Genomic DNA, 14,067 nt, shown 5'->3' on the forward strand with positions numbered 1-14,067 from the left:
AGCCACCTTGAATTTCAAAGTAACTGTTTGAATTAAAACATCTGATCAATTCAGTATCAGCGCTAACAAACGACCCGCATCTGTGAGTGCATAAAGCGTATCTCCTTTGACCTTCATATCACCCACTAAACGAGAGCCAGTATCGTAACGCGCAACAAAATGACCATCGATTTGAGAGATAAAATGTACGTATCCCTCAACATCACCTACCGCCACTGCATTCCCAATAACAGCAGGCGCTGTAATCTGACGGTTTTCTAACTGATCTTGCTTCCATACACTCGCAGCACTACGTGCATCAAGCGCTTGAACATGGTCGCCCGACTCACTCACATAAATATTGCCAAACCCCGCAGCAAGACTATGGTAGCTCGACATCTTTTTAGCCCATAATGTTTGTGCATTAAAAGGGTTAATAGCAACGACATTACCTTGAAAACCCGGGATATAAACAACATTTTCAAACAACAATGGACGACCATCGATATCGGTCATTCTCTCTAGTTCAGAACGCCCCTGCGCTAAAGAAATGGTTTGCTCCCACAGTACCGCACCCGTTTCATTATCTAGGGCAATAAATTTACCGTTATCTAATCCAGCCAATGTCACATCTGATGCAACCAAAGGAGAGCTAGTGCCGCGCAGCGTCAAACGTGGAGCAAGACTATCGTAAGTCCAACTTTCACTTCCCTCTAATGCATCAAGAGCAACGATCTTTCCGTTAATCAACTGCACAACAACGAGTTTTTTATTAAGCTGAGGCTCTGCAACAACTTCAGCTGAAAGCTGCTTTCGCCACAACTCAGCACCCGTTTTTGCATGCAAACAAATTACTTCAGCCGATTCAGTTACAACAACAAGTTTATCACCGCCAGCACCAATACCCGCAAGCAAGGGCACATCCAGATCCACAAACCACTGTCGCGCTCCGGTTTCTACATTAAAAGAAGATATATCCCCTTCAGCTGAAGAAGCATAAATATAATCACCGCTAATCGCCGGAACTAATTGATGAAACTTATCACCCAAGTCTCCACCAATATCTGCAGACCAGCGCACAACAACCTTCTTTTCTGCAGCAAAGTCTACGAGCTTATTTGGCTCAACTTCATCCGAACCACCCCACAAGCCACAACCAGACAAAGCAAGAGAAACCAATGACACAAAAGCTATCCGACGAAACATGTTTTATCCCTCTTCAGACACAGCTAAATCTTCAAGTTTCATATTAAGCAAAGGATTGCTCCCAGCATTTTCTGATGCTTTCAGTGCTTGCTGATAAGCATCACGTGCGCCAGAACTTTTCCCACTAGCAAGCAATAAGTCTCCTTTAAGCTCATAAACACTACCGCTAAACTCTTTGGAACTTAGCCCTTTGATTGTGTCCAATCCCTTTTCGAACTCACCCATTGCTTGATAAATTCGTGCTTTACGCAACAATGTAATATTACGCATTTCTGGACCTGGCTCATGTACCAAAACCCATTCAAGTTCACCAAGCGCTTTCGAGTAATCTTTTTGATCAACAGCGACTTTGGCAACTAATAAAGCAGCAAATCTCGCATACTCCGTTTTTTCATAATCGGCTTTGAGTTGCTGAGCAAGATGCTGGCTAGTAGCAATTTGCCCCTCATCTTGAGAGCGAACCGCCCCAGAAACAGCATCTAAAAGATTCTGATATGTTATAGAAGCATTCTCAGCATCAGTAAGCTGCTTTTGCTGCCATGTTTTCCAAGCAAAAACAGCACTCAAAGAAAGAGCAATCATGAACAGAAGCGACTTACCGTTTTCTTTCCACCACCCTTTTAGCGCTTCTACTTGCTCTTCTTCTGTTCGCATTTCAGCCACAACAAATCTCCAAATCAATAATCAAGGTTTAGCCCTGCTTAACAATTGCCCACTGCTGAGCCACTACCGCTGGTAATTCTTTTAAAGGAATTTGAGCACTAGACTCTGTCCCATTCCACAACACACCAACAACACCAGACTCACTCTGCTGTATCAACAAAATTAATCGAGCACCGGTTTGTCGGGCTTTATTATTTATATTTTTCAGACCCGCACAATGCGTTCTAATACGCAGATCAGAAATACCATCACGCAGCATTTCAGCGCAGCGAATGACATCGCCTTGCACTTCTTTTGATTGCGCTGCGATATATAAATCAAACGAATTTTTTTCTGATTCAGGAACCGCATCTAACGTTTCCAGCAACAGAACCAACCTCTCCACTCCCATTGCAAAGCCAACAGCAGGTGTCGCCTTACCACCCAACTGCTGCACCAAACCATCGTAGCGACCGCCAGCACAAACAGTTCCTTGCGCACCTAGCTTATCAGTCACCCACTCAAAGACCGTTTTACAGTAATAATCTAAACCACGTACAAGACGAGTATTTATTTCATACTTTATACCGGCTTGATCTAACAACTCAGTTAGACGTGAAAAATGCGCCTTTGAGTCATCGTCTAGATAATCAGACAACACCGGGGCATCCTGCAAAATCAATTGTGTAGACTCGCTCTTACTATCAAGAATCCGCAAAGGGTTACTCTTAAGTCGGCGTTGGCTATCCTCATCAAGTTGTTCAACATACTTATTCAAGTAAGTAACAAGATCTTCTTTATATTGCTGCCGGCTTTCATTACTACCGAGAGAGTTCAGCTGTAGAGTAACAGCGTCTAGAATTCCTAGATTTTCCCATAAGCGAGCACTCAACATAATAACTTCAGCATCGATATCTGCCGAAGACATTCCAAATGTTTCAACGCCTATTTGATGGAATTGGCGATAGCGGCCTTTTTGAGGTTTCTCATAGCGAAACATTGCACCTTGGTACCATAAGCGCTGAGTTTGATTAAATAACAACCCATGCTCTTCACCTGCACGCACACACCCTGCGGTTCCCTCTGGACGCAAGGTTAAACTTTCACCATTACGATCATCAAAAGTGTACATCTCTTTTTCTACAATATCGGTTACTTCACCAATCGAGCGCTTAAAGAGCTCCGTTTGCTCAACAATAGGCATACGTATCTCATCATATCCATAGCTGGATAAAACGGCTTTAACCTGGCGTTCCAAATACTGCCAAATAGGCGTTGCACCTGGAAGAATATCGTTCATCCCACGGATGGCTTTAACTTTTGCCAAACTATGCACTCTCTTTCTTAAAACTTTAATTCAATGGCAGCGTAAACTTCGCTACATTCTTACTACTAAAAGGCTTCAGATCAATAACAGCCTTATTGTAAATCACCTGATCGATAGCAGACACTCGGCCAATCAACACTCTTAAAGGCTCTTTGCCTGATAGCTTTAAAGACTGCCCTTTTTTGCGCAAATTGTTAAATATAGTCTTACCATCAGCATCTTTTACAGTAAGCCAACAGTCCGCTGTAAAAGTCATCTGCAATTTATCAAGAGCAAGCGGCAATGCAACAGCACTTTCTAAAGGCAATTTTTCTACAGCCTCCACAATCTCTACAGTCGTTGCCACAACACTAATTTCAGGCGATACAGCAACGCCCGAGTCAAGCTCACTTTGCAGTTTTGAGATATCAGCTGCCGATAAGTTCACTGGCTCTTCAACACCAACCTGCTCCTCAACTGTTTGAGCAACAGCATCCAACTCTTCTGAAGCAACAGCATCGTCTAATGTGGGCAGTTTCAGCGTATTATCGCCTGTTGTTTCTGTTACAACCGAAACAACAGGAGCCAATCCATCAACGGGCGCCAAACTATATTGAGTTTTCCACCACCAACCAACAGCAGCCACAATCATCAATAAAAATAGCCAACCAGACCAGCGCATGACCGGATCACCCAGCTTAACTTGCTGCTGAACCTTAGATACCGAGCGAATAGGATCTTTTTTGGCAGCACCACCCTCTGCCTGATCAAACATTTCAATCAATGCTGTTCCGTCGATGCCAACAATTTTGGCATAAGCACGAATATACCCTCGAGCAAAAACAAGACTCGGAAGTTTTTCATACGCACTTTCTTCAATCCACTGTATATAACGTACCGGTAAGTGCAGCTCATCAGCTATTGCTTGCTGACTGCATCCTTGCGATTCTCTCGCTACCAGTAAACTCTCACCAGGAAGCTGAATACCGCTTTCTACTATACTTTCATCTGGGACACTACTCACCTAGCTGACTCCTTATATTTTTTATATTCGTCAGATTCTGGATAAAGATTCTTCAACAAAAGAGTATAAGTTGTTGCCAAGGATACCTTAGCGTTTTCCCGTGCCAATCGAATCCCAACCCACAAACTTTTCGCAGAGTGATTTACTTTCTTAGCGTTAATAAGGCCCGTAAACTGCGAGTAATATTTCTCTGCATTAGGGATATTTTGGTTCATTAAATAAAGATCTGCCAACTCAACCAATGCCAATGGTCGTATACCACCAGTTTTAAGAGATCTTTCAAATGAATGAATGGCAACATCCGTTCGTCCAATTTTCAAATAACAACGACCTAAATTTTCAAACGTTTGCGGTCGATTATTATAAAAAGGGTCTTCTGTCGCTTTAGATAATTCAACACATGCTTCTTGATAGCGCTGTTCAGAAAACAAGAATGCACCATAGTTATTATGAAACATTGCACTATCAGGTTTTAAAGAAATTGCTTTCTTATAATATTGCTCGGCCAGAGCAATCTCATCTTCCACCTGAAAAATCAAACCCAAGGCATTGTATGAAGGTGCGTAATCCGAATTAATATCCAGCGCTTTTTGTACCGCAGACTTTGCATTAACAGAATCGCCAGATTGAAGATACTGCAAACCCAGCGTTGTATAAGCCTGCAATGCCCCTTCAGACGAAACAGTATTTTTATTAATAGCAACAGATTCTGACTGTAGCCCCGTACACCCCGATAGCAGCGCCCCTATAAGCACAGCCACCAACACACGAGCTTTCTTCACGTACGGCAACTCCTTTTACATCATCAATAAATGGCTAAACAGTACTTTCTTGAACAATCGGTATATATTTTTGGCTACGGCGTGTTCTGTCTTCAACCTGACCTACTAGCTGCCCGCACGCCGCATCAATTTCAGCACCTCGCGTACGCCGAACTGTGGTCATAATACCCGCTTTTAGCATTACTTGTTTAAATGCCGCAATAGCGTCTTCCGAAGGTCTATCGTACCCTGAATTAGGGAACGGATTAAAAGGTATCAGATTTAACTTACAAGGCAAGCGCTTAAGTAAACGCCCCAACTCTCTTGCATGGACTGGCTGATCATTAATACCAGCCATTAATGTGTATTCTACTGTTATCACCCGCCTATCATTCAGTCTTTCAAGATAGCGGTTACACGCAGCAAATAACTCTTCAATTGGATAGCGCTTATTGATAGGCACCAACTGATTTCTCAATTCATCATTAGGCGCATGCAAAGATATCGCCAAAGAGACATCAGTTTCTTCTATTAACTTATCAATACCCGGCACCATACCCGCCGTACTTAATGTCACTCGGCGCTTAGACAGACCGTAAGCATTATCTTCCATCATTAATTTAATAGCGCTGACAACATTATCAAAATTCATCAACGGCTCACCCATACCCATAAACACAACGTTCGTCACACGCCTAGGCTGAGCTGGATCCATAGGACCAAAAGACTTAATAGCAATACGTACTTGCCCGATGATTTCGGATGCAGTCAGGTTCCGATTAAACCCCTGTTTACCCGTCGAACAGAAGCTACAATCAAGAGCACAGCCGACCTGCGATGAGATACACAATGTTGCTCTATCCCCTTCAGGAATCAAGACACTCTCAACACAAGAACCACCATCAACGCGAATAACCCACTTGCGCGTGCCATCCTTAGATACATCATGCATAACAACTTCGGGTTCACGAATTTCGGCAACCTGATTCAGTTTCACGCGTAACGATTTACTGATATTTGTCATATCATCAAAAGTTTCAGCGCCAAGCTGATGCATCCATTTTAGTACCTGAGTTGCACGAAAACGTTTTTCACCCAGTTCAGCGAAGAAAGCTTCCAGCTTTTCAGGAGACATCCCTAATAGATTAGTTTTGGGAATGGATTCAGTCATTATTACACCTATAAATTTAAATACATGCAGAAGAGAACTCCCCCTCTGCATGCTAGCAATAATTACTTACCGAAGAAGTAAGCAATTTCGCGTGCTGCAGAAGCAGCAGAATCAGAACCGTGTACAGCATTCGCATCGATAGACTCAGCGAAATCAGCACGAATAGTTCCTGCAGCTGCTTCTTTAGGATTAGTAGCACCCATCAGATCACGATTTGTCAAAATTGCATTTTCACCTTCCAGCGCCTGAACAACAACAGGACCAGAAATCATGAAGCTAACCAAGTCACCAAAGAAAGGGCGTTCTTTATGCTCAGCATAAAAACCTTCCGCTTCTTCTTTGCTTAATTGCTTAAGCTGCATTTCTACAATTTTAAGACCCGCATTTTCAAAACGAGATTCAATTTGACCAATTACATTTTTAGCCACGGCATCAGGCTTGATAATTGATAGTGTGCGTTCGATAGCCATTTGTACTTTCCCCTAAAGAGATTTCTGAAAAACGCGCCATTATACGCGAAGCTGATGACAGGTCACAACAGACTACAAAAGAAACAGCCCGGTATAAACCGGGCTGTTTTATAATTAGTCCTGTTCTTCTATCCAGGCCATCTGTATCGCCTCTAGGATTTTCTCTCCGCAGCGATCAGGATCATCATCAAACTCATCAAGATCCATAACTTTTTGGTAAAGATCCGGAAAACTAATTTTCAACGGATCAACATCTGAATGCTTTTCTACCAACTCAATTGCAATGTCGAGTACATCAACCCACTTAAGACTCATACACCCTCTCTTTTAATGACGCTCAGATACCTGATTAATTGTATAACGAGGAATCTCCACCACTAAATCTTTATCTCCGACACTTGCCTGGCAACTCAAGCGTGATTCCGGCTCCAGCCCCCAAGCCTTATCAAGCATATCGTCTTCAAGCTCATCAGATTCTTCAAGAGAGCCAAAACCCTCCCTAATCAAGACATGACATGTCGTACAAGCACAAGATTTTTCGCACGCATGCTCAATCTCAATACCATTAGCTAATGCCGCATCACAAACCGTCACACCTGGATCTACATCAATAACTTTACCATCGGGACACAAATCTTCATGGGGTAGAAAAATTATTTGCGGCACTTATGTAATCTCCTCAATTTCTTGAATACTATGCCCCTGCAATGCACGCTGAATATTCAAATCCATTCTGCGTGATGCAAATTCATCACTCGCTTTAGCTAAATGCTCAACACCTAGTTCAATCTCGCGTGCGTCCGAACCATCGCGCACATCTTTTAAGACAAGAATTTCAGCCTCTAGGCTTTTACGCTCATCTTCCGTCAACAAAGCTTGCCCATCTATTTGGATCGCTTGCTCAAGTGCAGATATCAATCTATCCGCATCTACTTTTTGCTCACGCAACAAACGCTTTTGCTTATCTTCTTCAGCGGAAGAGTAAGACGCTTTTAACATGTCAGCAATCTGTGTATCGCTTAAGCCATATGAAGGCTTAACCTGAATACTACTTTCAACACCCGTAGATAGTTCTTTAGCCTCAACACTTAACAGACCATCAGCATCCACCTGAAACGTCACCCTAATTTTAGCAGCACCAGCCACCATAGGCGGAATACCCTGCAACACAAAACGCGCAAGCGAGCGACAGTCTTCAACCAATTCACGCTCACCCTGCAAAATATGAACAGCCATGGCGGTTTGACCATCTTGGTAGGTCGTAAATTCTTGAGCTCTTGCAACGGGAATCGCCGTATTTCGATGAATCACTTTTTCAACAAGACCACCCATGGTTTCCAAACCAAGTGAAAGCGGTATAACATCTAACAGCAGCATTTCTGAATCGGGCTTATTACCTGCCAAAACATCGGCTTGAATCGCTGCACCAATGGCAACCACCCTATCAGGATCGATATCAACATGTAGTGGACGCCCAAACAATGAGGCTACACGTTCACGCACCAAAGGCACTCGGGTTGAACCACCCACCATGACAATGTCATTCACATCATCTAAAGCGATACCCGCATCTCTTACTACACGCTTACAAGCGCGCACTGTTTTATCTACAAGCTTGGAAATCAACTCCTCAAACTGTGCCCTAGAAATGGTCACAGAGACTTCTTTTCCAGCAATTTGCAAATTCACCCAAGCCTGCTCATTTAACGTAAGCTGCTCTTTAGCCTCACGCGCTTGTTCCATAAGTTGGCGGGAAAGGCTCGCTGTCATAGTCATGGTTACATCTGCTTGAATCGCTAGCCACTCAGCTAAAGCCCTATCCAAATCATCGCCACCCAAAGCACTATCGCCTCCAGTAGCTAACACTTCGAAAACACCTTTATTTAAGCGAAGAACAGATACATCAAAGGTGCCACCACCTAAATCATAAACAAGAATGACACCTTCATCTTTTTGGTCAAGCCCGTAAGCAACAGCAGCAGCTGTAGGCTCACTTAACAAGCGCAGCACTTTAATATTGGCTAAGGTTGCCGCATCTTTTGTTGCTTGACGCTGAGCATCATCAAAATAGGCCGGCACAGTAATCACGGCACCTGTCAATTCACCCTGAAGCGTCTCTTCCGCACGCTGAACCAACACTCGCAGAATATCTGCAGATACTTCAACAGGACTTTTAGACCCAGCCACCGTTTTAATAAACGGCATTCCACCCTGATCTTCTTCAAACTCGTAAGGAAGCACTTCACCAAAGGCAGCGACGTCTTTGATTCCACGCCCCATCAACCGTTTTACTGATACTACTGTGTTGTAAGCGTCTGAGGATGCAAACTCTCTTGCACTAGAACCAACGACGACCTCACCAGACTCCAAGTAACGAACAACAGAAGGCAAGAGGTGCCCACCGTCATGATCAGGCAATGTTGTAGACTCGCCGCTACGCACAGAAGCGACTAATGAATTTGTCGTGCCCAAATCTATACCGACAGCCAATCGATGCTGATGCGGCAAAGAACTCTGGCCAGGCTCGGCTATTTGTAATAGTGCCATAATTTATTTATCACCTGTTAATCGAGCTCACTTTCAACCAGCTCGATCTCTTTCTGCAATTTAACCATGAACTGCATTTTACGAACGACGGCCGCCGCTCGCTCGAGCGACTCTGAATCGCCTACAGCATAACATTCAGCAAATGCCCTTTGATATTCAGACAACTGCTGAGCTACACCATCCATAAACTTATCAAGTGCAGCTTCAGGCGATGACATTACTTTAATGTCTTCTAGATCATCTCTAAGCGCCATTTGTTCAAACAAAAAAGCGGGCTCTAGCTGGACAGAAGCCTCGCTAATTGTATCAATACCCTGTAAATGCAACAGATATTGTGCACGCCCCAGCGGTAACTTTAGCGTAGTGACCGCCTCATTCAGGTAAGCCGTATATTGAACCGACAACCTCTTTTCACGCTCAGATAGATGAGCAAAGCGATCTGGGTGTAGTGTTTTTTGCAGCTCATGAGAGCGCGCTGCAAGTGCTTTAAGATCAATATCATAACTTTCTGGCAAGCCAAGGAAAGCAAAATAATTTTGTTGGATATCCATGATATTTAAAATATAGGTATCTAGACGTTAAAACTTTCACCGCAGCCACATTCACTACGAACATTGGGGTTATTAAATGCAAAGCCTTCGTTCAGGCCCTCTTTAACGAAATCAAGCTCAGTACCATCAAGATAGGCTAAGCTTTTTGGATCAATAACAATATTAACGCCAGCATCCATTTCAAAAACCTGGTCGTCAGAATCCTGATGATCAACGAACTCAAGCACATAAGCCATACCTGAGCATCCTGATGTTCTCACACCAACACGAATACCAAAACCGCCACCACGTTTTTCTAGGTAGCCAGCTACATGTTTAATTGCCGCTGCTGTCATTGTAATTGCCATAATACCTTCCTACTGGTTATACCCGTGTATAACCAGTTAATTCAACAAATCTTAAACAGACTGTTTTTTCTTATAGTCCTCAACTGCCGCTTTAATGGCATCTTCAGCCAATACTGAGCAGTGAATTTTCACAGGAGGCAGAGCTAGCTGATCTGCAATTTGCGTATTCTTCAGCTCAGCTGCTTGCTCAAGAGTCATCCCCTTAACCCACTCAGTAACAAGCGAGCTGGAAGCAATTGCAGACCCACAACCATAAGTCTTGAATTTAGCATCTTCGATAACGCCTTCATCATTCACTTTGATTTGCAAACGCATCACATCACCACAAGCAGGTGCACCCACCATACCTGTACCTACATGACTATCGCTGTCATCCATTTTACCGACGTTACGCGGATTCTCGTAATGTTCGAGTACTTCTTCACTATAAGCCATATCAACCTCCAATTAGCGCAACAATTCTTAGTGGTGAACCCACTCAACTTTGCTTAAGTCCACACCGTCTTTAAACATATCCCACAGAGGCGACAGCTCACGAAGCTTACCTACTGCGGTCTTGAGCTGCCCAATCGCATGATCGATCTCTTCATTGGTAGTAAAGCGACCAAATGAAAAACGAATAGAACTGTGCGCCAACTCATCGCTCAAGCCCAGCGCACGCAATACGTACGAAGGCTCAAGACTCGCCGATGTACAAGCAGAACCTGAAGAGACCGCCAAATCTTTTAACGACATCAACAAAGACTCACCTTCCACAAAGGCAAAACTAATATTTAGGTTAGCAGGAACACGCTGAGAAAAGGATCCATTGATATGAACTTCTTCCATATCTTTCAAACCTTCCCACAAACGGTCTCGAAGAGCCAACATATGTGCATTATCAGCCGCTAACTCTTCTTTAGCTAAACGAAATGCCTCACCCATGCCTACAATCTGATGTGTCGGCAATGTTCCTGAACGCATTCCTCGCTCATGACCACCGCCGTGCATAATTGCTTCAAGGCGAATACGTGGTTTACGGCGCACATACAGCGCACCAATACCTTTAGGACCATAAATTTTATGCGCGCTAAAAGACATAAGATCAACTTTCAGCTTTGTTAAATCAATTTCTACTTTGCCGGCACTCTGAGCAGCATCCACATGAAAAATTATGCCTTTTTCACGTGTAATTTCGCCAATAGCAGCGATATCAGTAATGGTGCCAATTTCATTATTAACATGCATCAAAGAAACGAGAATAGTGTCTTCACGAATAGCCGCTGCAACCGTTTCAGGATGAATCAAGCCATCAGAGTCAGGGTCAAGATAAGTAACCTCAAAACCTTCTCTTTCTAACTGCCGACAAGTATCTAGAACCGCTTTATGCTCGATTCGAGATGTAATAATGTGTTTACCTTTCTTATGATAAAAATGAGCAACACCCTTAATTGCCAAGTTGTCTGATTCAGTCGCACCAGAAGTCCAAACAATTTCACGTGGATCTGCACTCAAAAGGTCAGCAACTTGCTTACGCGCCGTTTCAACCGCGTCTTCTGCTTTCCACCCAAATAAATGAGAACGAGAAGCAGGGTTACCAAAATTACCGTCCAATGTGAGGCATGCAACCATTTTTTCTGCCACACGAGGATCAACAGGTGTTGTTGCCGAGTAATCAAAATAGATAGGAAACTTCATTCTTTAGCTCCAGCGCATTTTATACAGTGGCTTTATCAGCCAGTAAAGAGTCAGTAGCAGTCAGAAAAACCTGACTACTGTGGCGGCGATCCTGCCTGTCAGCCACATCTTTTACATCTTTTCTTACCACCAGATCCGCCAATGAAATACCATTTAGAAAAGAGTGAATCTGGTTACTTAAATCACACCACAAGTGATGTGTCAGACACGTTTCGCCGTTCTGACAATCACCTTGACGACCGCAGCCGGTTGCTTCTACAGACTCATTAACAGCATCAACCACTTGCGCAACACTTATTGCTTGCTTCTCATGATTTAGCTGATAACCTCCGCCCGGACCTCTCACGCTTTTTACCAGACTATTTCTGCGTAATTTTGCAAAGAGCTGCTCTAAATAAGACAAAGAAATACCCTGTCTTTCAGAGATATCCGCCAAACTAATAGGGCCTTGCCCTTCATGCAGCGCTAAATCAAGCATTGCGGTAACAGCATATCGCCCTTTTGTTGTTAGTCGCATAAACAACCGCCCTTCATTCTTAATCTTGGGTAGCAGTATGTTTTAACCTACGAAAATAGTCAAGTATTAGTCCGAGCATTTAAGTAGGTTATTACTAATTCTGGCGCTACAATTTACCACTTTTAAAAGCAGATGTCCGTAACGATAAAAATACACGCTATTTAGAGGTCAATTAAGATCATTTTTTTTCTGAATATGACTCAACATGCCACGCAGAATATTGACCTCAACTTTATCTGGCACCGCTCTTTGAAATAAACGCCTCAAACGCGGCATTAGGTGCCGAGGACTCTCAGGATCAAGAAAATCAACGTCAATTAACACTTTTTCCAAATGATCGAATAGCAATTCAAGCTCGCGATGCTCTGCAAGTTCAACATCCCAGTCAGTCCCCCATTTAGGGGCCTGCAACTCCCCCTGAGACTCTTTAAGCTGAACCATACGCAACTCATAGGCAATAACCTGCACCGCTGCCGCAAGATTCAAAGAACTAAATCCTTCGACAGAGGGTATGTGCACATGAAGGTGACAAAGCTGCAACTCTTCATTTGTTAGGCCGCGATCTTCTCGACCAAAAACAATGGCTATTTTCTGCTCTTCTTGCAATGAAACAGCCACACCAGCCAATTCATGAGGATCCATAACTGGCCAAGGAATGTTTCTACCCCGAGCACTTGCCCCGACCACTACATGCGCATCAGCAACAGCCTCTTCCAAAGACCCAACTACCGATGCAGTTTGCAAGATATCTGACGCCCCTGCGGCGCGCGCATCGGCATCCCCAGAAGGAAAAACACGAGGAACAACGAGAGAAAGGTCGGCGAGCCCCATGTTTTTCATGGCACGCGCCACCCCCCCAATATTGCCAGGATGTGTTGTATTTACGAGAACAATACGAATATTTTCTAATTTCATAACCAACTTCACATAAAAATCGACTAATAGTTTAACAGAATGTCACTCAGGTGTTCTGTCCGAGCCTTAGCTTTTGTATAATCATGCTTTGCTATCCAAACTGAGCACCAATACTAATGCAACCCATGCTAAACATTGCCCTTCGAGCGGCACGCATCGCTGGCGAACAGATTGCTCGCTCTGCCGAGCGAATTGACCTGATAAAATCAGAACAATCCAGCATCAGCGATTTCCTGAACGAAACTGCCACCAAAGCAGAGCAAACGATCGCTTACTCTATTCAGAAGGCTTACCCAAGCCACTCAATAGTGGGTGAATTCTCTGGTGTACACAAATCACTAGAAGAAAACACTGACGTCACCTGGCACGTCAACCCAATCGATAGCATCTCCAATTTCACCAATGGGTTGCCTGTATTTGCTATTTGCATGTCAGCAGAGCTTAAAGGCCGCACAGAGCACGCCCTTATTCTCAACCCAATCACTGGCGAAGAGTTTACCGCCAGCCGTGGTAACGGTGCTCATTTAAACGGCAAACGACTTCGCGTTAGCAACAAGCGTACACTAGAACAAACCATTATTGGCTCTAGCTTTTTGAACAGCGCAGCAGAAAAAGCACAGTTTGATACGTTTAAACAGATCACATGCCAACTCCAGAGCGCTGATGCCATCCTTCACAATACAGGATCCGCTGCACTTAACATGGCGTATATGGCAGCAGGGCGCTTAGATGGTTTTATTCAAATAAAACTTAGTCAAGGCACACTAACTACCGGAGCGCTGATCATTCAAGAAGCCGGCGGTTTGCTAGGCGACTTCAAAGGCGGAAATGACTTTCGCAAGAATGGCAACACAGTATCTGCCAACCCTAAACTATTCAAAGCACTATTAAAGGCCATCCGCCCAGCAATAGAAGCATAAGCGTAGTTCTAGACATAAAAAAACCGGCTCTCGC

Annotated in this window: 17 protein-coding genes; 1 reads left to right on the plus strand and 16 read right to left on the minus strand. The window is 43.8% G+C overall.

What is annotated here, in order from left to right; all coding sequences use genetic code 11:
- Positions 1-45: 45 nt before the first annotated feature.
- The 16 genes from bamB to NEJAP_RS15775 form a co-directional block, all read right to left on the minus strand.
- Positions 46-1,185, minus strand: a complete 1,140-nt coding sequence (gene bamB, locus NEJAP_RS15700; protein WP_201348115.1) for an outer membrane protein assembly factor BamB — start codon at positions 1,183-1,185, stop codon at positions 46-48.
- Between the two features lie 3 nt (positions 1,186-1,188).
- Positions 1,189-1,839, minus strand: a complete 651-nt coding sequence (locus NEJAP_RS15705) for a YfgM family protein (RefSeq protein ID WP_201350671.1) — start codon at positions 1,837-1,839, stop codon at positions 1,189-1,191.
- Between the two features lie 37 nt (positions 1,840-1,876).
- Positions 1,877-3,127: a histidine--tRNA ligase gene (hisS, locus tag NEJAP_RS15710; RefSeq protein WP_236591151.1), complete on the minus strand. Its 1,251-nt coding sequence runs from the start codon at positions 3,125-3,127 to the stop codon at positions 1,877-1,879.
- 52 nt (positions 3,128-3,179) lie between these two features.
- Positions 3,180-4,157, minus strand: coding sequence for a RodZ domain-containing protein (locus tag NEJAP_RS15715; RefSeq protein ID WP_201348117.1), 978 nt, complete (start codon positions 4,155-4,157; stop codon positions 3,180-3,182).
- The gene (gene pilW, locus NEJAP_RS15720; RefSeq protein ID WP_236590962.1) at positions 4,154-4,939 is read right to left on the minus strand and encodes a type IV pilus biogenesis/stability protein PilW; all 786 of its coding nucleotides are present in this window, start codon (positions 4,937-4,939) and stop codon (positions 4,154-4,156) included. Before pilW ends, NEJAP_RS15715 begins: the two co-directional genes overlap by 4 nt.
- A 34-nt stretch (positions 4,940-4,973) precedes the next feature.
- Positions 4,974-6,089 carry a 23S rRNA (adenine(2503)-C(2))-methyltransferase RlmN gene (gene rlmN, locus NEJAP_RS15725; protein ID WP_201348118.1) on the minus strand — a complete coding sequence of 372 codons (1,116 nt, stop codon included), beginning with the start codon at positions 6,087-6,089 and terminating at the stop codon, positions 4,974-4,976.
- A 62-nt stretch (positions 6,090-6,151) separates the two neighbouring features.
- Complete coding sequence (gene ndk, locus NEJAP_RS15730; protein ID WP_028469910.1) at positions 6,152-6,559, minus strand: nucleoside-diphosphate kinase; 408 nt, start codon at positions 6,557-6,559, stop codon at positions 6,152-6,154.
- 114 nt (positions 6,560-6,673) lie between these two features.
- Positions 6,674-6,874, minus strand: a complete 201-nt coding sequence (gene iscX, locus NEJAP_RS15735; RefSeq protein ID WP_028469909.1) for a Fe-S cluster assembly protein IscX — start codon at positions 6,872-6,874, stop codon at positions 6,674-6,676.
- A gap of 12 nt (positions 6,875-6,886) precedes the next feature.
- Positions 6,887-7,225 carry an ISC system 2Fe-2S type ferredoxin gene (gene fdx, locus NEJAP_RS15740; RefSeq protein ID WP_201348119.1) on the minus strand — a complete coding sequence of 113 codons (339 nt, stop codon included), beginning with the start codon at positions 7,223-7,225 and terminating at the stop codon, positions 6,887-6,889.
- Positions 7,226-9,106 (minus strand): Fe-S protein assembly chaperone HscA, encoded by a 1,881-nt coding sequence (gene hscA / locus NEJAP_RS15745; protein WP_201348120.1) that lies wholly within the window; start codon positions 9,104-9,106, stop codon positions 7,226-7,228. It abuts the gene before it with no gap.
- A 17-nt stretch (positions 9,107-9,123) separates the two neighbouring features.
- A complete protein-coding gene (gene hscB, locus NEJAP_RS15750) occupies positions 9,124-9,657 on the minus strand; it encodes a Fe-S protein assembly co-chaperone HscB (RefSeq protein ID WP_201348121.1) in 534 nt (177 codons plus the stop codon).
- A gap of 20 nt (positions 9,658-9,677) precedes the next feature.
- On the minus strand, positions 9,678-10,004 hold the full coding sequence (iscA, locus tag NEJAP_RS15755) for an iron-sulfur cluster assembly protein IscA (protein ID WP_028469905.1): 327 nt from the start codon (positions 10,002-10,004) through the stop codon (positions 9,678-9,680).
- 51 nt (positions 10,005-10,055) lie between these two features.
- Positions 10,056-10,439 carry a Fe-S cluster assembly scaffold IscU gene (gene iscU / locus NEJAP_RS15760; protein ID WP_028469904.1) on the minus strand — a complete coding sequence of 128 codons (384 nt, stop codon included), beginning with the start codon at positions 10,437-10,439 and terminating at the stop codon, positions 10,056-10,058.
- A 27-nt stretch (positions 10,440-10,466) separates the two neighbouring features.
- Complete coding sequence (locus NEJAP_RS15765; RefSeq protein ID WP_201348122.1) at positions 10,467-11,681, minus strand: IscS subfamily cysteine desulfurase; 1,215 nt, start codon at positions 11,679-11,681, stop codon at positions 10,467-10,469.
- A 19-nt stretch (positions 11,682-11,700) separates the two neighbouring features.
- On the minus strand, positions 11,701-12,198 hold the full coding sequence (gene iscR, locus NEJAP_RS15770) for a Fe-S cluster assembly transcriptional regulator IscR (RefSeq protein WP_028469902.1): 498 nt from the start codon (positions 12,196-12,198) through the stop codon (positions 11,701-11,703).
- 168 nt (positions 12,199-12,366) lie between these two features.
- Positions 12,367-13,113, minus strand: a complete 747-nt coding sequence (locus NEJAP_RS15775) for an RNA methyltransferase (protein WP_201348123.1) — start codon at positions 13,111-13,113, stop codon at positions 12,367-12,369.
- Between the two features lie 116 nt (positions 13,114-13,229).
- On the opposite strand from NEJAP_RS15775, the gene NEJAP_RS15780 reads away from it, so the two are divergent.
- Positions 13,230-14,033, plus strand: coding sequence for an inositol monophosphatase family protein (locus tag NEJAP_RS15780; RefSeq protein WP_236590963.1), 804 nt, complete (start codon positions 13,230-13,232; stop codon positions 14,031-14,033).
- Positions 14,034-14,067: the final 34 nt, after the last annotated feature.

The sequence above is a fragment of the Neptunomonas japonica JAMM 1380 genome (assembly GCF_016592555.1).
GTDB lineage: Bacteria > Pseudomonadota > Gammaproteobacteria > Pseudomonadales > Balneatricaceae > Neptunomonas > Neptunomonas japonica_A.

What these genes read in the sequence shown, in the direction of transcription:
- bamB (WP_201348115.1), bottom strand. Translation starts at nt 1,185, where the DNA reads ATGTTTCGTCGGATAGCTTTTGTGTCATTGGTTTCTCTTGCTTTGTCT.
- NEJAP_RS15705 (WP_201350671.1), bottom strand. Translation starts at nt 1,839, where the DNA reads ATGCGAACAGAAGAAGAGCAAGTAGAAGCGCTAAAAGGGTGGTGGAAA.
- hisS (WP_236591151.1), bottom strand. Translation starts at nt 3,127, where the DNA reads ATGAACGATATTCTTCCAGGTGCAACGCCTATTTGGCAGTATTTGGAA.
- rlmN (WP_201348118.1), bottom strand. Translation starts at nt 6,089, where the DNA reads ATGACTGAATCCATTCCCAAAACTAATCTATTAGGGATGTCTCCTGAA.
- ndk (WP_028469910.1), bottom strand. Translation starts at nt 6,559, where the DNA reads ATGGCTATCGAACGCACACTATCAATTATCAAGCCTGATGCCGTGGCT.
- iscX (WP_028469909.1), bottom strand. Translation starts at nt 6,874, where the DNA reads ATGAGTCTTAAGTGGGTTGATGTACTCGACATTGCAATTGAGTTGGTA.
- hscA (WP_201348120.1), bottom strand. Translation starts at nt 9,106, where the DNA reads ATGGCACTATTACAAATAGCCGAGCCTGGCCAGAGTTCTTTGCCGCAT.
- hscB (WP_201348121.1), bottom strand. Translation starts at nt 9,657, where the DNA reads ATGGATATCCAACAAAATTATTTTGCTTTCCTTGGCTTGCCAGAAAGT.
- iscA (WP_028469905.1), bottom strand. Translation starts at nt 10,004, where the DNA reads ATGGCAATTACAATGACAGCAGCGGCAATTAAACATGTAGCTGGCTAC.
- iscU (WP_028469904.1), bottom strand. Translation starts at nt 10,439, where the DNA reads ATGGCTTATAGTGAAGAAGTACTCGAACATTACGAGAATCCGCGTAAC.
- NEJAP_RS15765 (WP_201348122.1), bottom strand. Translation starts at nt 11,681, where the DNA reads ATGAAGTTTCCTATCTATTTTGATTACTCGGCAACAACACCTGTTGAT.
- iscR (WP_028469902.1), bottom strand. Translation starts at nt 12,198, where the DNA reads ATGCGACTAACAACAAAAGGGCGATATGCTGTTACCGCAATGCTTGAT.
- NEJAP_RS15775 (WP_201348123.1), bottom strand. Translation starts at nt 13,113, where the DNA reads ATGAAATTAGAAAATATTCGTATTGTTCTCGTAAATACAACACATCCT.
- NEJAP_RS15780 (WP_236590963.1), top strand. Translation starts at nt 13,230, where the DNA reads ATGCAACCCATGCTAAACATTGCCCTTCGAGCGGCACGCATCGCTGGC.